This window comes from Fibrobacter sp. UWB13 (genome assembly GCF_900177805.1).
Classification (GTDB): domain Bacteria; phylum Fibrobacterota; class Fibrobacteria; order Fibrobacterales; family Fibrobacteraceae; genus Fibrobacter.
Genome location: NZ_FXAX01000001.1, coordinates 338,299 through 357,919, shown reverse-complemented (window position 1 = coordinate 357,919; position 19,621 = coordinate 338,299). Strand labels below are relative to the sequence as shown.

General features: G+C 50.6%; 14 protein-coding genes and 1 tRNA gene. 8 read left to right on the top strand and 7 right to left on the bottom strand.

Translation table 11 applies throughout. From position 1 onward, the window contains the following. Nucleotides 1-44 precede the first annotated feature (44 nt). From B9Y77_RS01630 to B9Y77_RS01615, 4 genes are all read right to left on the bottom strand, one after another. Nucleotides 45-917 (bottom strand): glycosyltransferase family 2 protein, encoded by an 873-nt coding sequence (locus tag B9Y77_RS01630; RefSeq protein WP_085490215.1) that lies wholly within the window; start codon nt 915-917, stop codon nt 45-47. Then, on the bottom strand, nt 914-2,206 hold the full coding sequence (locus B9Y77_RS01625) for an O-antigen translocase (RefSeq protein ID WP_085490214.1): 1,293 nt from the start codon (nt 2,204-2,206) through the stop codon (nt 914-916). Before B9Y77_RS01625 ends, B9Y77_RS01630 begins: the two co-directional genes overlap by 4 nt. Beyond that, a complete protein-coding gene (locus B9Y77_RS01620) occupies nt 2,196-3,314 on the bottom strand; it encodes a DegT/DnrJ/EryC1/StrS family aminotransferase (RefSeq protein ID WP_085490213.1) in 1,119 nt (372 codons plus the stop codon). Before B9Y77_RS01620 ends, B9Y77_RS01625 begins: the two co-directional genes overlap by 11 nt. Before the next feature lie 71 nt (nt 3,315-3,385). Beyond that, nucleotides 3,386-3,458, bottom strand: a tRNA-Lys gene (locus tag B9Y77_RS01615). Nucleotides 3,459-3,585: 127 nt separating this feature from the next. Between B9Y77_RS01615 and B9Y77_RS01610 the strand changes: the two genes are divergently transcribed. After that, nucleotides 3,586-4,599, top strand: a complete 1,014-nt coding sequence (locus B9Y77_RS01610; protein ID WP_085490212.1) for a PorV/PorQ family protein — start codon at nt 3,586-3,588, stop codon at nt 4,597-4,599. An 11-nt stretch (nt 4,600-4,610) separates the two neighbouring features. After that, nucleotides 4,611-5,387: a hypothetical protein gene (locus B9Y77_RS01605; RefSeq protein ID WP_085490211.1), complete on the top strand. Its 777-nt coding sequence runs from the start codon at nt 4,611-4,613 to the stop codon at nt 5,385-5,387. Between the two features lie 282 nt (nt 5,388-5,669). Here the strand turns inward: B9Y77_RS01605 and gap are convergent, their stop codons facing one another. Then, nucleotides 5,670-6,719: a type I glyceraldehyde-3-phosphate dehydrogenase gene (gene gap / locus B9Y77_RS01600; protein ID WP_085490210.1), complete on the bottom strand. Its 1,050-nt coding sequence runs from the start codon at nt 6,717-6,719 to the stop codon at nt 5,670-5,672. A 333-nt stretch (nt 6,720-7,052) separates the two neighbouring features. On the opposite strand from gap, the gene B9Y77_RS01595 reads away from it, so the two are divergent. The 4 genes from B9Y77_RS01595 (at nt 7,053) to B9Y77_RS01580 (ending at nt 14,654) form a co-directional block, all read left to right on the top strand. Further along, the gene (locus tag B9Y77_RS01595) at nt 7,053-10,862 is read left to right on the top strand and encodes a transglutaminase domain-containing protein (RefSeq protein WP_085490209.1); all 3,810 of its coding nucleotides are present in this window, start codon (nt 7,053-7,055) and stop codon (nt 10,860-10,862) included. A gap of 8 nt (nt 10,863-10,870) precedes the next feature. After that, nucleotides 10,871-11,530 (top strand): phosphodiesterase, encoded by a 660-nt coding sequence (gene yfcE, locus B9Y77_RS01590; protein WP_085490208.1) that lies wholly within the window; start codon nt 10,871-10,873, stop codon nt 11,528-11,530. Nucleotides 11,531-11,572: 42 nt separating this feature from the next. Then, complete coding sequence (locus B9Y77_RS01585) at nt 11,573-12,820, top strand: nucleoside recognition domain-containing protein (RefSeq protein ID WP_073424398.1); 1,248 nt, start codon at nt 11,573-11,575, stop codon at nt 12,818-12,820. 139 nt (nt 12,821-12,959) lie between these two features. Beyond that, nucleotides 12,960-14,654 carry a putative bifunctional diguanylate cyclase/phosphodiesterase gene (locus tag B9Y77_RS01580; protein ID WP_085490207.1) on the top strand — a complete coding sequence of 565 codons (1,695 nt, stop codon included), beginning with the start codon at nt 12,960-12,962 and terminating at the stop codon, nt 14,652-14,654. Here the strand turns inward: B9Y77_RS01580 and B9Y77_RS01575 are convergent. Further along, nucleotides 14,651-15,094 (bottom strand): hypothetical protein, encoded by a 444-nt coding sequence (locus B9Y77_RS01575; protein ID WP_073424400.1) that lies wholly within the window; start codon nt 15,092-15,094, stop codon nt 14,651-14,653. The genes B9Y77_RS01580 and B9Y77_RS01575 overlap by 4 nt on opposite strands. Then, nucleotides 15,091-16,350: a hypothetical protein gene (locus B9Y77_RS01570; protein ID WP_139829235.1), complete on the bottom strand. Its 1,260-nt coding sequence runs from the start codon at nt 16,348-16,350 to the stop codon at nt 15,091-15,093. The genes B9Y77_RS01575 and B9Y77_RS01570 overlap by 4 nt, the downstream gene beginning before the upstream one ends. Before the next feature lie 136 nt (nt 16,351-16,486). Here B9Y77_RS01570 and B9Y77_RS01565 point away from each other — a divergent pair, with 136 nt between their 5' ends. Beyond that, nucleotides 16,487-17,035 (top strand): manganese efflux pump MntP, encoded by a 549-nt coding sequence (locus B9Y77_RS01565; RefSeq protein WP_085490205.1) that lies wholly within the window; start codon nt 16,487-16,489, stop codon nt 17,033-17,035. Nucleotides 17,036-17,079: 44 nt separating this feature from the next. Further along, nucleotides 17,080-19,269: an NAD-dependent DNA ligase LigA gene (gene ligA, locus B9Y77_RS01560; protein ID WP_085490204.1), complete on the top strand. Its 2,190-nt coding sequence runs from the start codon at nt 17,080-17,082 to the stop codon at nt 19,267-19,269. Nucleotides 19,270-19,621: the final 352 nt, after the last annotated feature.

The window sequence follows — 19,621 nt, the reverse complement described above, 5'->3', positions numbered from 1 at the left end:
TTACAAGATGGCGATGCCGCAACAAGTGCGGCATGACAGCGTAATTAGAATTTGAGGAATATTTTGGGGATAAAGAGCTTGGGCAAGCGGAGCCAAAAACGCGGAGATAGCGAGATGACCTGCGGAATCAGGCGGAAAGCCGCGAGAGAGCTTTGGGCTGCGACAGCAGAAAACCAGTTTGCCTTCCATGCGCGTACTGCCTTTTTGTACAGAGGGTGTAAACTATAGTTATCACGCAAAATACGCAAAATTTCGCGGTAAATGCGATCATGGAACACATGCATGTTGTCGCCATGCTCACGGTAATAGCAACACACGAAATCTTTGGATACAGGCTGCGGACCGTACTCATAAAGGATTTTCAGATAAAGCGGATAGTCCTCGAAATAGTAACGCGAGTCATAGCCGCCGAACGCCACAATTTTTTCGCGCACGAACATTTCGGCACAGCCATGCAAAGCCTTTTTGCCCAGAAAAGATTCTTCAAAAGTCACCTGGGGCACGCTTCGCAAATAGCGCACATCCATCTCGCCCAACGAACCATCGTCGTACAGCGGGACAATCTGCCCAAAGCATGCGACTGCACCAGAATGAGCTTCCAGAAAATCGCTCTGTTTTTTGAGCCTGTCCGGAGGCATGATGTCATCCGACGAGAACGAGCAAACGTAGCGCCCACAAGTGAGCGCGAGCAATTCGTTTAGCGTAGCGACAACGCCTTTGTTCGGGCGATGGATATACTTGAAGCCGAGTTCTTCGGAAAGGCGCTTTAATATTTCGGGAGAACGGTCCTTGCTCCCGTCATCAATGACAATGAGCTCAAAATCGACACCGGTCTGCCCCATCACGGAACGCACGGCAGCTTCGACATACTGTTCGTGATTATAGCTAGGCAGGATTACGGAAACTTTCGGAGTCATTTATTACCCCATTTCAGGCTGTTGACGAGAATAAACGAGGCGACAAGCGTCAAAAAGTTTTCGAGAGCATACGCCATCATCGGACCATTAAACTCATAAAGTTTTACAAATGCATAGGTCGAGCACGCAAGGACTAATTCCGAACAAATTTCAAGTACCAGGAATTTTTTCGTTTCACGGCGGGCAATCAGCACAAGCCCAAGCGCCCACCCCCCAACGCGGAAGAAGTCACCCAGCAGTTGCATCATCATGTAATCTGCGGCACCGGCATACGACGACGAAAGCATAATAGCGACCAAAAGCGAGCGCCCAAAATAGAAGATTGTAACCGCCACAAGCGCGAGAGCCATGGACTTTACAAGAATCGGGCGGAACATTCCCCAAAACTCGGACTTTGACATGTTTGCAGAGACTTTCGGCAGAATAATCACACCGAGAATCGCCGAGAAAAACGCCGTCATAAAATCCGAAATCTTCCAGATGCCTTGCCAAATGCCAGCCGCATCCCAGCCAAGTTCCGTGCCAATCGTAGAGCGCATGAACGTGAGTACCACAGGCGATAGCACCATCGGCACAATCCCCATCAACGCATAGGACAACCACGGAGCACGGATATCAAGAGCCGTCTTGCGGATTTCACTTAAGCTAAAGCCCGCACGAGCTGCAATTTGAGCGGCAAAGATCCCCGCCACGACAGACTGCGTCGCCACAATCGAGAGAATGCTAAGCCGTTCCGTGTAAAGGAAGAACGCCACCCAGAACATTTGCCACAGCGACGAGACCATGTTGATGAGCGCCCAGCGACGGTAATGCCCAAGCCCGTTCATCACGGACGCCGAAATTGTAATCACGTTTGTCGCCAAGACACCTGGTAACGCAAAGATAATCGCCGCCTGCACAAGACGCGGGTGAATCCCCGGAAAGAAATTTTCAAGCGGGACCGTAAAACAGAGAACGAGAGCAATAGCGAAGGTGGCAATACTTGCAAAAGTCGTCAGACGAAAACCGCCGCGCCACACGCCACGCAACTGTTCCAGATTGTCCTTATTCTGTGCCGAGAGGCTTACCCAGCCGTTCTGGAGCGCAAGCGAAGAGGTCGCCTGCCCCATCGTCATAAAGTTCATGAACTGCCCGACACATGCAAACGCTGCTGGCGGGAGGAACACCGCCAAAAGCTTGTTCACGACAAAAACACGCACCGCGTTCAGGAATGTCACCATTCCCGAACCCATAAACGCTTTCCAAAAATTCACGGGCTGATGATTTGTCTTGTTTTCCCTAGAACTCATTAATTGCACCAATCACTTCGGAGACTTCGTCGTCGGTCATCACGGGACTCATGGGAATGCTGAGAATCGTCTTTGCCATGGACTCTGCAATCGGATACTCGCCGCTGAATTCGTGCGCATAAGCCTCTTGCTCATGCGGAGGAATCGGGTAATGAATCAGCGTCTCGATGCCACGCGCACTCAAGAACTTTTGCAGTTCGTTGCGGGATTCTTCGCTCTTGAGGCGAATCACGAACACATGATAGACATGCTCCGATGGCGTTGCAGGCATCTCGGGCAAAATGACTTTCGCATTCTTGATTTCTGAGCAATAACGAGTCGCAATTTCACGACGGCGTTCGTTAGAAGCGTCCAAATACGGGAGCTTTGCAAGCAAAAGCGCCGCCTGCATTTCGTCTAGGCGGGAATTGACGCCTTTAAACTTGTTCACATACTTGCGTTCGGAACCGTAATTCCCGAGAGCGCGTACCATGTTTGCGATATCGGCATCATTCGTAAGCACAATGCCCGCATCGCCAAGCGCGCCCAGGTTCTTGGTCGGATAAAAGCTAAACGCAGCCGCCGAACCAAAAGTACCAGCAGAACGACCATCGCTGAGCCGCGCCCCATGAGCTTGTGCGCAGTCTTCGAAAAGGAGCAAGTTATGAGCGTCTGCAAATTCACAAATTTCGTCCATCGCACAAAGGCGCCCGTACAAATGAACAACGAGAATAGCGCGGGTCCGTGCGCCACAAACATCCTTCAAGCGCTTCGGATCGATGTCATAGCTATTTTCGGCAGGTTCCACAAGCACAGGCTTGAGCCCCACAGCACTTATTGCAAGGACTGTCGCAATAAACGTGTTCGAAGGCACCAAAATCTCATCGCCTACACTCAAACGCCCCATTTCCATCGAGGCTCGCAACATGAGCGAAAGCGCATCAAGCCCGTTCCCTACCCCCACAGCGTATTTCACTCCGCAATATTCAGCAAACGCACGTTCAAATTGTTCGCCATAACGCCCTCGAATGTACCAGCCAGATTCAACAACAGAACAAGCAGCACTCTTCAAGGCATCCATGTACGGGGCATTTAAACTTTTGAGGTCGAGAAAGGGAACTTTAGCCATAGCAATTCACAAAAACAAACTTTTGTCCTAATATACAAAAAAAATCGGCTCCGATGAACGGAACCGATTACTGAGCTACGAAGGGCTCGAACCTTCGACCCACGCCTTAAAAGGGCGTTGCTCTACCAACTGAGCTAGTAGCCCGAGCAAGGGCAAATATATAAAAAGATTTTTGAATTGTAAAGGCATCGGCACAGCGAATAAACAAAAAAAATCATCCTTTCTTCGTTTTTTCACAAATCATTCGCTCGACTTTTTATAAATTTACACCATGGATTTATTGAAAAAACTATCAGCAATTGCGGCTCTCGCTATCGCATGTCCGGCATCCGATTTTGGCTATTTTTCTAAGCACGATGCAGGGCAAGAAGTTTTTTCATTTCTCTCTACTTTTGACAGTCCACGCAATGCGGCTCTTGAAAAGTCTGCATCAGCTCTCCCTACAACAGATCCGTCTATTGTGCAGTTGAACCCTGCAGCAGTTACGATAACCGAAGGCAAGAAACGCGTTGTCGAAGCCCACTGGCAAACTGGCGAAATGGCAAGCAACGTTGGAACGCTTTCTTACACAACGCAGTACCAGAAGTTTATCCTACAGTACTCGTACAACTGGCAATCGTACGGCACCATCACCGGCTATGACGAATACGGTGAAGAAAACGGCAGCGAATACAAACCGTTCAGCCAACTTGTAACAGCCACAGTCGCCTATCCGATGAAGCATATCCGCGTAGGCGCCACTATCAAGTTTGCATCGGACAAGCTGACCGGCGATAACGAAGACCAGACGGCAATGGCTGCCGCTTTTGACTGGGGTTTGACCTGGATGTCCGATTCCAAGAACTACGGCTTTTCGTTTGCTGCAAGAGACTTCGGTGCCATGCTCCGCGGCTATGTCAAAGAAAGCGCCGATGACACGTACCCGCTTTCGCAGACTTTCGCCGTTGGCGGATTCCTCAAGCCCCGCAGTGTCCCGCGTTTAACCTTGTTTGGCGAAACAGACTTTCCGCGCTACGCAGAACCGGACTTGCACCTTGGCGCAGAATATGCGCTCGGCGAATACTTCCGCATCCGCGCAGGTTTCACGCGCACTTGGCTCGACATTTCACGAGATTTCAAGGAATTGGCAAATTCGTCTAGCAGACCTGACGAAACAAACAGCGCACGCTTGTTCAGCCTTGGTCTTGGCTACACTTCGAGCTTGTTCGCCTTTGATTACGCCTTCTCCTACCTCGCTTCGAGCTTAGGCTACGAACATAGGCTCGGTCTCCGCTTGGATTTCTAAAGGTTCAAGACATGCGGCAGTTCGACGTTTTTGTTTTTAGCGAAAACTTTGACGAAACGCAAGGAACACTCCCCCAACCACCATTCACGGACCCAGAACTCGGCTGGTTCTTTACCAACGACTGGAATAAGCACCTCGATGAGATTGAAGGGGAATGGGTTGTTTTTGCCCACCCAAGCATCAAGATAGACCGCCAGTTTTTGAACAACGTTGCAGAAGTAACGGACGGGTTCCCGATGGTGGATGCGTTCGCACCAAGAATCCGTACAGACAAAGGAAAATTTTTAGGCGGTTATTTGTTAAAGCCTGCCGCTAAAGGTTCCGGCTTTGTAGAGATCGACGAGAATGCACCATTGCGCTATGTCGCCGCTCCGCACCCGTTCCTCGCCGTGTTTTCTCGGCGCATTATCCAGCGTACCGGCGGGTTTGACACGACACTCCCAGAATACGCAAGGCTTGCAGACTTCACGCTCCGCATGATGCATGCCGGTGGCAAAATGTTCTCCGTGCCGTACCTCGTCGCACAAGCAACAAGCGATGAAGCTGAGAGTGTAGCAGGAAACGGTTGCAAAGATGCGCACGATCTCGCGGGAATGCGCGACCTCAAGTCCATCGCAATTATCTTGTCTAAAGCTTTTGGCGCCGAAGCGTCCGTGCCATTTGCACTCCACCACCCAAGCGTTATTTGGACGCTATTCCGCAATCGCAATATGCGCAAAGAAAAGCGAAAAGCGGCAACACTCCTTTCCAAGCTCAAAGCGGATTTTCTGAAAGAAGTGACATTGTGATCCAGTAAAGTCGAGAAATAACTGGATCCTTCGACTCCACTACGTTCCGCTCAGGATGACGGACTGCTGATTCTCAGAAAATGGCGACCCCGTCTCCATTCGCGGATCATGCCCACATAAGCGCTAAAGCGCAAGTGGTCAAAGAAAATAAATCCGGAGTGACAATGCAAAAAAAAGAACCCCGCCGGGTGGCGAGGTCCAAAAGCTTTTTTAGCGGAGGTGTGGGAAACAATTTGCTTTTAAGCGGTTACGCCCACACCACTAACACTAGTTAAACTTTAATTAGCCCTTGTAGTTGGTGATAACGCGAGCCATTTCGCAAACCTTGTTGCTGTAGCCCCATTCGTTATCGTACCAAGAGCAAACCTTCACGAAGGTCGGGTCGAGCTGGATACCGGCCTTAGCGTCGAAGATAGAAGTGCACGGATTGTTGCGGAAGTCGGTAGAAACAACAGCGTCTTCGGTGTAGCCGAGGATGCCCTTGAGTTCGCCTTCAGAAGCTTCCTTCATAGCAGCGCAAATTGCTGCGTATGCTGCGTCCTTGTCAGCAGCCGGAGCGTTCTTGAGTTCAGCAGTGAGGTCAACGAAGGAAACGTCGGAAGTCGGCACGCGAAGAGACATACCAGTGAGCTTGCCGTTGAGTTCCGGAAGAACCTTACCCACAGCCTTAGCAGCACCCGTAGAAGACGGGATGATGTTTTCGAGGATGCCACGGCCACCGCGCCAGTCCTTCTTGGACGGGCCGTCAACGGTCTTCTGAGTAGCAGTTGCAGCGTGAACGGTGGTCATGAGGCCACGGACGATGCCGAACTTTTCGTTGAGGACCTTGGAGATCGGAGCGAGGCAGTTGGTGGTGCAGGAAGCGTTGGAGATGATCTTCTGACCAGCATAGGTCTTGTCGTTAACGCCGTACACGAACATCGGAGTGGAGTCCTTAGACGGAGCAGACATGATGACCTTCTTAGCACCAGCCTTGAGATGCACAGAAGCGAGTTCTTCGGTGAGGAAGAAGCCAGTGGATTCAACAACGACGTCAACGTCAAGGTCACCCCAAGTGATGAGAGCCTTCTTGTTTTCTTCATCATAGGCGCTCTTCTGAGCGAAGATCTGGATCTTGTTGCCATCAACGATCATGAAGTTGCCTTCGACCTTGATGTCATGCTTGAACTGACCGTGAACGGAGTCATACTTGAGCATGTAAGCGAGGTATTCCGGGTCAAGAAGGTCGTTGATTGCAACAACCTGAATGTCATTTGCGAAGTTTTCCACAGCAGCGCGGAACACCATACGGCCGATACGACCGAAACCATTGATACCGAGTTTGAGAGCCATTATTGGATCCTTTTTTTATTGTTGAAATTGCTACCCACCTAGTGGTGGAGCTTTGCTGGCTGGAAAGATACAAAAAATCAAAGTTTTTGTGTAGTAATAATCGAAAAAAAAGAGATTTGGGAGCCTATTTTTGGGGTCTGAAAACATTCAAACGGGTTAAGACCGCCATGTGAGGTTAGCCTCACCTTTTTATTAGCCAAATCTAACACATGTTTGCAATGTAAAGATTAAGAAAGGATAATAAGATTATTCTTGTTTGTATCGCAAAGCGCTACTTTGTCCTACCCTATTTTTCTAAAATTAGAGTGTTAAACAATTTATCCCGAGATTATTATGCGTTATTCGTTTGTAAAAAAAGAGAATTTGCTTGCCCGCCTGACTGTTGCTTTCGGGCTTTTTTTCTTGTTTTCTTGCGCGGGAAACACTCCCGATGTAAACACCTCCCCCGCAACAGAAGTTTCGGGTTCCGCAGAAGATAATTCGTACGACGAAGAATCCTCCGAAGTCGATTATGTTACCGAAGAAGCACCAGCCACAGTCGCCACCGGCGGCACCATCGAAACGAGCGGTTACACATTTACCGCCCCCGACAACGGTTGGACAATTATCGGCGGTGAAGACAACGCCCCTTACGAATTTTATAATCCGAAGACCGGACGCCGCGCCGTCCTCGTGGAAGTTACCCTCCCCGAAGGCGAACCGCTCCGCCTCATGGACCGCGCTCAAATCGAAATGCAGTCGTTCGAATCGAGCGGCAAGAAGGCAACACTCGCCGAGACCTACCCGGAAGAAGCTTTTGGCACGACCGGCGCATTCTTTGACGTGGCAGGCAAGCGTTATGACACTCCTTACGAAGCCGTCGGCCTCGTGATTGGCGCCGGGAATCGCATCTTTACACTTACGCTCGCCGCAACAGACACTCAGCTCCCCGCAGGTGACCTCAAGCAAGAATGGAAAGACTTCTTTGCCACATTCAAGCTGAAAGACGTCGTGAAAGAAGAAGTTTCGGAACTCTCTGCCGAACGCATCATGCAGCATGCTAGTGCAGATCTCGGCTATTCCTGGAGCACAAGCGATACGCTTTGGCACACCTGGGCCAGTGTTGCCCGTCAGAACGAAGACCCGGACTTGGTGCTCAGCAACAAAAAAGAAGACATCTCGCTTTTTGTGTACGGAGCGATTGTCCCGGGTGACGAAGTCGGACAACAGGATATGTTCAAAGTACTTTTAAGCCGTCTTGGACTTTCCATGAACGAAGCAAGTTTTGAAGTCCAGCGCGTCAAGGTCGGTGACCGCTACGCCCAGGAATTCACCCTCACCCACATCGTCAATAAATACGACTTCTATTATACAGGTAGATATTTCTACGACAACGGACGCGGCATCTTGATTGCCACCTGGACGCAGGGCATCAACAAGAAGAAATACGCGTCTGTGATGAAGAACGCCATTAGCGGGCTCAAAGTCGGTGAAAAACCGAAAATGGCAAGCGACGCAGAAGCCCAAAAGAAGCAAAACAAGTTCAACGCAGCAGTCATGAGCCAGGTCGGTATCCTCCGCTTGCTCGAAGACCAGCCGTTTGTCGCCCTCAGCTACTTTGAACGCGCGAACAAGATGGATCCGGAAGAACCGCTCTATTTAATTAACTGTGGTTTCGTGTACCAGATGAAGGAACTTTACGGTCCGGGTATCAGCTATTTCACAAGCCAAATGGATCTCGTCCGCAAGAACGGCAAGTTGCTCTCCATTCTCGGCGAAATGTACGAAGCCCTCTTCGACTACGGCCACGCCCGCGAATGCGCCGAAGCGGCCCTCCGCTACACACCAAACAATCCGGAATACGTCATCAACTTGAGCGATGCCCTCTGGGGCTTGGGACAGCGCCACCAGTCCCTCATCGTGGTGCAGAGACTTTTCGATACACAGCCGAGTTCCCGCCTGGGCGTTTACCTCGCTAAGACTTACATGGGCCTTGACCAGTACGCCGAAGCCGTCGACATCTTGTACGGCATCCGCGGTCGCTTTGGTATGAGCAAGGAACTCGGCGAAACGCTCATGGACGCATTGATGTTCCTCGGACGCTACGAAGAAGCCCGCGCCATCAGCGACGAAACGCTCGCCAAGGCAAAGAACGATTATAAAGTATGGACGATGCACGGCAAGATTTTGTTCTACAGCCGCAATTACCGCGATGCAGAAAAGGCTCTTACCAAGGCACTCGCTCTCAAGCCGGATAACGAAGATGCCAAGAGTTTCCTCTCTGCCACGAAGGCTTACCTCGGCAAGGCAGACAACCGTACGCTCCAAAAGCCGATTACACCTGTTGAAGAACGCACGGCAGACTTAAAGACGCTCCTCAGCCCGCAAGCCAAGAAGACCGCCACGGAAGGAGACTTCCCTGCCGTGATCCATTACCAGAAGGAATCTCTCAAGGCAGAAAAGAACGCCAACTGGGTCCGCAGCGAAGAAATGCTCCTCGAAGTTTTGGACCAGCGCGGTGCCGCCATTTATCGTGAATTCACGTTTGACTTTTTGCCGGGCTATGACCGCATCTTCTTGAACGCGCTCGAAGTTTACGACAGCAACTGGAAGCTCAAGCAGAAGGCAACACTCAATGGAGCCTATATTACATATGCAACTGAAATTGGCGGTGGTAACGAAAGCCAGACAGCACACTTCCCGCTTTCGGAACTTGCTCCGGGTGACTTTATCTACATGCAGTTCAGCCGCACGAATCTCGAAAACAAGGGCATGATTCCGTACACGAACTACGAAAGCAGCCGCGATGTGCCTGTCGGACAATCCATTTTCCGCATTTATGCCGACACGACTCGCTTTGTCACCGAAGAATACGGCCCGCTCCAGAAGACACCGATCAAGGGTGGTATCGAATGGAAGATTGAAAACCCGGTCATTGTCCGCAAGGAACTTTACATGCCGGTGTACCGCGACTTCGGTGCAGGCCTCATGCTCACAGGCAAGCAGGAATGGCGTGACGTCGGTGATGATTACCAGAACCTCATCAGCCACCAGTTCAAGAAGGCGGTCAAGGTTCGCGAACAGGCATTTGAAGTGCGTGGCAACAAGATTGGTGATGAAGCGGTCAAGGCTATTATCAACTTTGTACGTCAAGACATCCGCTACCGCGACGTACGATTCGGCGGTCACAGCCTGATTCCGCAAACCGCAGAAGTCACGCTCAAGGAACACCGCGGCGACTGCAAGGACATGGCACTTTTGCTCAAGGATATGCTCGAAGCGATTGGCGTGAAGAGCTACCTCACCGCCATCCACCTCACGGAAGAAGGTTTCTCGCACTTGCCAACCATCCAGCAGTTCAACCACATGATCCTCTACATCCCGAAGCAAGGGAAGATTAGCGAACGCTGGGTCGACGCTACCGACAAGACGGGCAATGACCGCCCGGTTCCGCTCGACATGGAAGGCAAGGTTGCACTCGTAATTGACGGAGACCAGAGCCATGTGGTCACAACTCCGATTCTCGAAGACAATCAGGAACACCAGATTGCAATCCAGCACGACTTGTTCATCGGTGCTAATGGCGAATGCGAATTCCGCGATTCCGTACAGCTCCAGGGCAAGTTCGCCAGTGCCATCCGTAACAAGTTCTTTGGTCGCGATGTCAAGGATCAGGAAAAGCTCTTGGAACAGTTCCTTGCCTCTGGCGTGCCGGACGTGAGCATCGGCAACATCCGCATCCAGAATCTCGACCAGTTCAACAAGCCGCTCATCATCGTGAACACTTACCTTTCCAAGGGTTACTTTGGTCAGGGCGGTTCCGAGCTCAAGGGACGCTTCCCGAACGTGTGGGAACGTAGCCTCTTCAAGCTTCCGAAGGTCGCCAAGCGCCACCACCCCATCCGTATGCCGCACGAAACGCAGTTCAGCTTCAAGCTGAACATCAAGACGGCTAGCGGACACTCGGTATCGCTCACCGAAGCAAAGCCGCTCAACCGCGCCCCGGATTACGTGAGCTTTGAAAAGCAGCCGAAGTCCAAGACCTCTAGCGGCATCAAGTGGACCACGTTTGCGCTCTATGCCGATCCGACCGAATACGACAAAATTCGTGAAGAATGGAATTATTTGTTGAGCGAAACCAGCCCGATGATTACGGTAAAGTAGGAGTCACAATGCGCGCATTAATTCTCTCCGATATTCATGGTTCTGCCTTGGCAGCAAGGCAGGCGCTCTCGTTCTTTGAAAAGTTCAACTGCGACAAGATTTTCTTGCTCGGCGATACGCTCTATCATGGTCCGCGAAACCCGCTCCCGGCAGGACACGGCCCGATGCAAGTCGTCGAAGCGCTTGCGCCGTACAAAGACCGCATTGTCGCTGTCCGCGGCAACTGCGATGCCGATGTCGACTTGATGATGCTCGACTTCCCCATCGAAAACGAATACAAGGTCGTTGAAGATTGCGGTTTCCACTTGTTCATGAGTCATGGGCACATCTTTATGCCGGAATGTTTCCCGAGGGATGCGCTAAACGCCATTGAATCTACGGGTGCGGCGCAATCCTCAGCGCTGTCCACGCAGCCAGAAGCCGAGGTTCCGCAAAAACCGCAAATTGATGTGTATCTGTACGGTCACACGCACATTTGGATGCTCGAAAAGAACTTCCGCAATGTGCTTCTCGTGAATCCCGGCTCGACGAGCCTCCCAAAAGGCGGGAACCCGCCGACATTCGGACTGTACGAAAGTACGCCCGCCAATGGAAGCGAGCCTGCCCATGCCAAATTCAGCATCCACACGCTGGAAGATGGCATGGAAATTGCGGCTGTGAGCATATAGGGAACGGCGCACCACCTGCTATTTTTTTCTTACATTTGAGCCATGGTTTTAAATGTAATTTGGCTCGTGTTTTTCTTCGGTGCATTTATCGCATGCATCGTCCAGTGGCTTGCTTTCGGCGATACCGGCATTTTCAACAAGGCCATTCTCGGCGCTTTCGACATGTCCAAGACGGCGTTCGAAATTGCTCTTGGTCTCACAGGCATTTTGAGCTTGTGGCTCGGCATCTTGAAAATCGGAGAAAAGGCAGGCGCCGTCCAGATTTTGGCAAAAATCGTGCAGCCGCTTTTCTCAAGGCTTTTCCCCGAAATCCCGAAGGGCCATCCGGTTGTGGGCACCATGCTCATGAACATCAGCGCGAACATGCTCGGGCTCGACAATGCGGCAACCCCGATGGGCCTCAAAGCCATGAAGCAGCTCCAGGACTTGAACCCGAACGATGACAAGACTGTCGCAAGCGATTCGCAAATCATGTTCCTCGTCTTGAACGCAAGCGGACTAACGTTAATTCCTGTTAGCATCATGACTTACCGCGCACAGCTCGGCGCAGCAAACCCAAGTGACGTGTTCCTCCCGCTTCTCCTCTCGACTTTCTTCAGCACTATCGCAGGCATTTTCGCACTCAGCTTTTTCCAGAAAATCAAGCTCAAGGACCCTGTAACCGTGATGTGGCTTGGCGGCATTAGTGCCTGCGTTATCGCCGTGATGTTCTACTTTAGCCACCTTACCGCCGAAGCACTCGGCACGACAAGCCTTTTTATTAGCGGTCTTGTATTGTTTGGCGTCATCGTTGCATTCCTCGGACTTGCCTGCTACAAGAAAGTCCAGGCATACGAAGCGTTTGTCGAAGGCGCCAAGGAAGGATTCAACACCGCCGTAATGATTATCCCGAACCTTGTCGCGATTCTCGTGGGTGTCGCCGTGTTCCGCGCAAGCGGTGCGATGGACCTTGTCATGAATGGCATCTCGGCTTTGCTTGGACTTATTGGAGTCGGGAATGACGTTGTTCCGGCCCTCCCCACAGCCCTTATGAAGCCCCTCAGCGGTAGCGGTGCCCGTGGCATGATGATCGACGCCATGAAGAATCTCGGTCCGGATAGCTTTGCAGGCCGCCTCAGTTGCATGTTCCAAGGTGCAGCCGATACAACATTCTATATCATTGCTGTGTATTTCGGTTCCGTGGGCGTTAAAAAGACCCGCCACGCCGTCACTTGCGCCTTGATTGCGGATGCCGTCGGAGTCATTGCAGCCATCATTATCGCTTACATATTCTTCCCACCAATCCACTAACGTTGTAATCAAAATCACGCGCTCTAAAATGGACTAAAAAAAATGTGTTATATTAACTTTTTTTTACCCTTTCCAAAAAATTTTATTTACATTTAGAGCACTCAATTGGTGTATAAAGTGTGGACTTTAAGGGGCGAAAATGGACTACGTCATTTTCAGTAGTGTTTATAAAGATTTTAGGGATGCGATTTTAGATAATATTCCAGATATGGTCGCAATGAGCAAGCGCGTCAGTGCAGCCATTCCTCCAATCTGCAATATTCTAAGCATCGGTTTTATCAAACTTAAACTTATAGCTCCTAGTTCCATCATTGCAAGAAACGGTTTAAATGAAGAAAGAATAATTTACGAAGACCCCAATGGTCGCGAATCCATGCCGCTCATCCAGACTTACCGGACGGGAGAAAATGGCATGGCAACCGTCGAAATCCACGCAAAAAAAGGACACAAGTTTACCAATCCTGAGTTACAGGCTGTAAAGCTTATCAGCGATGACATGTTCATCATTCTCGGTCGCTCTCGCCTCATGAGCGCTGTCCACTACGCAAGCCAAACCGATACAATGACGGGTGCCCCAAACACCGCCAAACTAGTCCACCACAGTATCGAGCTCAAGGCGAAAAACAAGCTACACAATTTCAGCGGCCTTTTTATCAACCTTAAGAACTACAAGTACATCAACCAGTCCAAGACCCCCGCCGTTGGCGATATGGGCATTGCCACCTTTACGCACGTTGTCATGGCAATGTGCCACGATGACGAAATGATCGCAAGACTCGGTGGCGACAACTTCTTTGTGCTTGTCAAAAAAGAAAATAGAGACATGTTCGTCAAGAACCTCGCTATGGTAAAGGTGACCGTCCCTACACCGCAAGGTCAGCAGATTCCACTGACAATACAGAGCCGCATTGGCGTTTACGATATCCAGCCTCAGGACACCATGAACGAAATCATGCATTGCAGTTCTGTAGCGCTGAACGAATCCAGAATTCATCCGGGAAACGACATCGTTTACTTTACCAAGAAGATGCTCGAAGACGCCTACCACGAAAAAGAGATTTCCTCTCTTTTCCGCGAGGCTTTACGCCGCAAGGAATTTATCGTCTACTACCAGCCCAAGGTTTCTGTCAAGGACCAGAAGCTCTGCGGTTGTGAAGCACTTGTACGTTGGTACCGCAACGGGCAGATCATTCCGCCCAACGAATTTTTGCCGATTCTCGAAAAAGAGGCATCCATCTGCCTTCTCGATTTTTACGTATTCCGCAAGGTCTGCGAAGACATCCGCAATTGGCTAGACACGGGTATTGAACCGGTCCGCGTGTCTTCGAACTTTTCAAGACACCATCTGAGCAACCCGCACTTGACCGAAGATATCCTCGACATCATGAAGGAATTCAATATCGACAGCAAGTTCATTGAAATTGAGCTCACGGAATCCTCCAATTTTGAAGACAAAATCGCCATGCAGAAGTTCGTGAACGGACTCCGCCAACACGGCATTTCCGTCTCTATCGATGACTTTGGTACAGGCTATTCCACTTTCGCCGCCATCAAGGACTTGAATGTCAACGTCATCAAGCTCGACAAGTCGCTCCTCGACCACATCGGCGATGAAAAGTACCACGATGAAGTTGTCATCAAGAACATGGTGAACATGATCAACGAGCTCAATCTCGAAGTCGTTGCGGAAGGTGTCGAAAACTCGAAGCAGCTTGACTTCTTGCAGAACGCCAAGTGCTCGATTATTCAGGGATTCCTATTCGACAAGCCGCTGACCAAGGAAGATTTTGAAAAGAGACTTTCAAACGAAGTCACTTATACGCACATCTCTTAAAAGAACATCCAGACTGCCATCCACAGGACGATGAGTCCAAACTCGATTTCTCTTGAAATTCGAGCCATAAAGCAGCAGCCAAGAGCAATCTCGGCAATTGCGGCTAATCGTATCCAGGGAGCTTCTTCGCCGCCCTGGTAAAGCGAAATGTTTCCGAGAAGTTCTACCCAGAGCCAGAATGTCTGAGCCAGCACCATAAAGCGCCTGCGGTTATCGCGAAGCCCCGTCGTGAAAACGCAGAAGGTGAGCGCGACCATGCGGAACGGGTAATTTTCCAGCATCGGATTGGCGAGATTCCCAGCAAAGGCTGTGTAAAGGCAACTCGTCATGACAATCAGGAACATCACGAATGTAATGCGGTACATGCCCTTTATTTTCCAAAGGAACGCCGCAAAAACAAGGCACAACAAGCATGCCACGGCATTTGCAAACATGCTCATTTGCGACCCCTCCTACACTTTCTAGAAAATCCAAGATGCACAAACGGTTGCAGACAGACTAATATACAACTCACATACGCGCCAAACGGTCCTGCCAAATTGACCCAGTCCGAAGTGAAATAGCCATACGCCACCGCCGTGAGAACGCCACACAGCACCGGCAAGCGCACCACCTTGAATTCGGGGGCAGAAAACGGCGAAAGATATTTCTGTTGTTTATCTTCCTGAACTTCACCATCGGAGCTATCGCTCTCCTCGCCCATCAGGATTTCATCGTTTTCAAAGAAGCGCGACAACAAGAAACGCACCCCAAAGAAAATAGCGACAAAAAACGCACCACACGCAAACATCAAGCCCGCATTTGCAAACGTTGCATTCGAGAAGAAATGGAAATCGTTGAGGTTTACAACAAAGTCGCACTTGAGTATAATACCAAACAGAACAAAACAAACCACCAGCAATCGTCCCCAGAGGCTTTCGCGAACTGGCTCAAAGAATAGTAATTGCGGTACAACACACGCAAATGCAAAAGCAGTATAACTCCCCTCGCCTTTGACAAGGACAAGCCAAAGGAACAAAAGCGATATAAACCAGCTGCAAAGCAGGACAAAGCGTTCTATCAAGCGGTTGTAGTAGTTTTCGAATGAAAGGAGCGCAATCGAACTTGCAAGCCCCATATAAAAGACAATCGAGACCACATACAACGGAAAGAACGCGCCACGCCACACGGGATTTTCGAGTCGGGCAAAATCGAGTGCAAATTCGGAAATAACCCAAAATACCGTCGGAAGAATAATCCATGCAAGCGGTCGCCTAATTTTGGCAAGTTCCTTGCAAAGCGTCATATCTTCGGCGCTATCCGCAGCCACAAGATGCGTCACGAAAAACAGGAGCGACATAAAGCCAACGATGCCAATGCCATAAACATCGCTATGGACATCGCTATTCATTTGGATGGAATGAGAGTAAACAAACGACAGAACAATAGCCAAGACGAGACTGCAAAGTGAACTGAGTTCTAGCAAAAGCGATGTGCGGCGATGGATTTTTACCTTCATGATAAGCAGGAAAGCCGATAGAAGAACGCCCGCCTGGGACATGCCAATCCAGAAGATAAATAGCGTCTTGGAAAATTTCCAGTTCCCGCTATCGTGCAAAAGAACGTCAAAGGAGCCATCCCAAAACGAGCCCCCTACAGACAGCAGGAGCAACAAGCACAACCCAATAAAAACTATAGTAACGACTTTGTTGTTCATAAATAGTCACTAGTTATCAGTCACTAGTTATTAGTTTAAAACTTGGCGGCTTTGCCGCAATTAATCGCTAAAGACTAATGACCATTGACTAAGAACTAAATTATTATACAATATATTTTTTATTTTTGGGCGCGTCATGAGTACTCTTGAAATTATCATTATCGCGATTGTCGAAGCGATGGACTGCTTTGCAGTCGCTATTTCGACCGGGCTTTGCAAATCGGGCATCAGGCGTTCGCGCGCAGTGCTCCAGGCTGTTTCGTTTGGCGTTTTTCAGGGAGGCATGACGTTTCTCGGGTATTTCTTGGGTAGCTTTGCCGAGCGTTGGTTTAATGCAGTGGGCACGCCAATTGCCTGTGCGATTCTCTGCATTCTGGGCGCACGCATGATCTGGGGCGCCATTCGGGGCGGTGAAGCGACAGCCTCTTGTGCGCACCTGAGCCTCATGAACATTCTGCTTTTGTCGGTTGCCACAAGCATTGATGCATTTGCGGTCGGCATTTCGTTTGCGTTCTTGAATGCCAACATGGTTTTTGCAACCACAGCCATTGCGATTGCAAGCTTTGCGATGGGCGTCATCGGTTTTGAAATCGGGCGACACGCCTCCAAGCGGTTCAAAACAAAAATCCCGGAATTTATTGCCGGGATTATCTTGATTGCCATTGGCGTGAAGATGTTTGTGTAGCGCCTTCGGTGCGACCACCACAAACTCTTTCTATATTGCATTCCATGAGTGAGCAGAAAGATATTGACCGTACCCGCTATTTTGAATTAAAGAAACAACTGGAAGAAGCTAGCCGTCTTTATTACAAGGACGGGGTCTCCCCCATGAGCGACCAAGATTTTGACTTTGGACTCAAGGAGATGGAAGCGCTTGAGGCGAAGTATCCGGAATTGCGCGGGAAGGGTTCGCTCACGCAGAAGGTCGGTAGCGACCTCACGAACGATTTCGCGAAGGTGGCGCATGCGGTGCCGATGCTCAGCATCGCAAACGTGTACAGCGAAGAAGAAATGCGCGAGTTTGTGAAGGCTGCGGAAGAAGGGATTGCGAGTCTCGAGACTTCACTGGATCCTTCGCGCATTCGCGCTCAGGATGACGAGAAAGGCAGCGCGCAGGGTAAAAAGCGCGCGACGTGGATTTGCGAGAGGAAGATCGACGGGGTTAGCCTTTCGGTGGTTTACGAGAATGGTCGTCTGAAGCAGGCGGCGACTCGTGGCGATGGTGCTCAGGGCGATGACGTGACGTTGAATGCGCTCACAATTGCGGATATTCCTGAATACTTTGATGCGAAGAAATTGAAGATTGACCCGAGCGAGATTCCGCAGGGAACGTTCGAAGTCCGCGGTGAAGTTTACATGGAACGCGAAGCATTTGAACGATTGAACGAACAGTTCATCTTGGAAAACAAGAAGACGTTCCAGAACTGCCGCAATACGGTTTCGGGTTCGCTTAAGCTCAAGAGCGTTGCCGAATGCAAGACGCGCCCGATGCGCTTTTTTGCGTACCACATTCCGCAGAGCAACAACAAGACTCACGAAGAGAACTTGAAACAGCTCAAACGCCTCGGATTCCATACGAACGATTACTGGACCGCCGATACGGTCGATGAAATCATGGCGATTTCTGAGAAGATTGGCGCAAGCCGCGACAGCCTCCCGTTCGACATTGACGGCATGGTCGTGAAGCTGAACGATTTGCAGCGGCAGCGAGAACTCGGCAGCACAAGCAAGAGCCCGCGCTGGGCAATCGCCTACAAGTTCAAGGCGGAACGTGCTTACACGCCGCTTTTGTCTGTAGAATTCCAAGTCGGCCGCACCGGTGCCGTGACGCCGGTGGCAAATCTCGCACCCGTGCGCCTCGCCGGCACGACCGTAAAGCGCGCCACCCTCCACAACTTCGACGAAGTGGCAAGGCTTGACTTGCACTACGGCGACACAGTCGGCGTAGAGAAAGGTGGCGAGATCATCCCGAAAATCACCGACGTCAAACGCGAGCTGCGCCCCGCCGGCGCCTCCCCCGTCGTGGCTCCGGAGAAATGCCCGGAATGCGGCGAGCCACTCACGCACATCGACGGCGAAGTGATTTTGCGCTGCGAGAATTTGCATTGCAAGGCACAAGTGCAATGTTTGTTCGAGCATTTCGTAAGCCGTGAAGCGATGAACATCGAAAATCTCGGGCCAGCGCTTATCGCAAGCCTCCTTGCCACTGGCAAAATCAAGCGCATCCCTGACCTTTACCGCCTCACGCTCGAAGACCTAGAATCGCAGGAACGCATGGCGAAGAAGAGCGCTAAGAATGTGTTCGATGCTATTGAAGCTTCGAAACAGAAGAGCCTCGAAAACCTGTTGCACGGTCTCGGCATCCGCTTTGTAGGCCGCACCAGCGCCCGAAACATAGCGAAGCATTTCCGCACACTCGAAAAAATCCGCACGGCTACGGTCGAGGAACTGCAAAATGTGACCGACGTCGGCGAACGCATCGGAAAATCCGTTTACGAATTTTTCCACACGCCGCTCTACACGAACGAAATTGATGAACTCGTGGCGCTTGGACTCCCGACGGAATTCAAGGGCGTTGTCAAAACATTGTTCCAAGGGCAAACGGCAGTCATCACGGGAACGCTCCCGAACATGGACCGCGATGAAGCGCGCAAGCTCATCGAAGAGAACGGCGGCAAGGTCTCCGGCTCCGTCAGTAAAAAGACTAGCTGGGTTTTGGCAGGCGAAGCGGCAGGTTCCAAGCTCACCAAGGCAAACGAGCTCGGAATTCCCGTGCACGACGAAGCATGGCTTATGGCGCAGATTGCTAATGCCGATGAAAGCGAGGATGGGGCAAACGCCAGCGAAGACCGCGCGCCCGCTGATGCCGTGAGCAATACGGCAAAGCCCGCGGAAGATCAAATGTCGTTGGATCTATAGTTTTTCGCAATACAAGAAGGTGATGCCGTCCCCATTCGCGGATCATGACTACTAAGCAGCAAAGCTGCAAGTAGTCAAAGAGAACAGAGTCCGGCATGACATATAAGAAAGGCGCCCCGAAGGACGCCCAGAACTGTTTTGATTAAAGATTTAGCACAGCGAAGCTACAATCTGCCACCTTCAAGGAAAGGTAGAAAACCAAAGCAGCTCGTTTCGGAACAAAACTCGGCTCAAAAGCCCTCGCTTCAATCCCTAAAAACAAATGTATTAAAATTTTAAGAAAACGGCAAGATGTTTGATAGTACAATTTGGAATGGCTCTAGAACCTGTAATCCGTGTCACATTGCCTAAA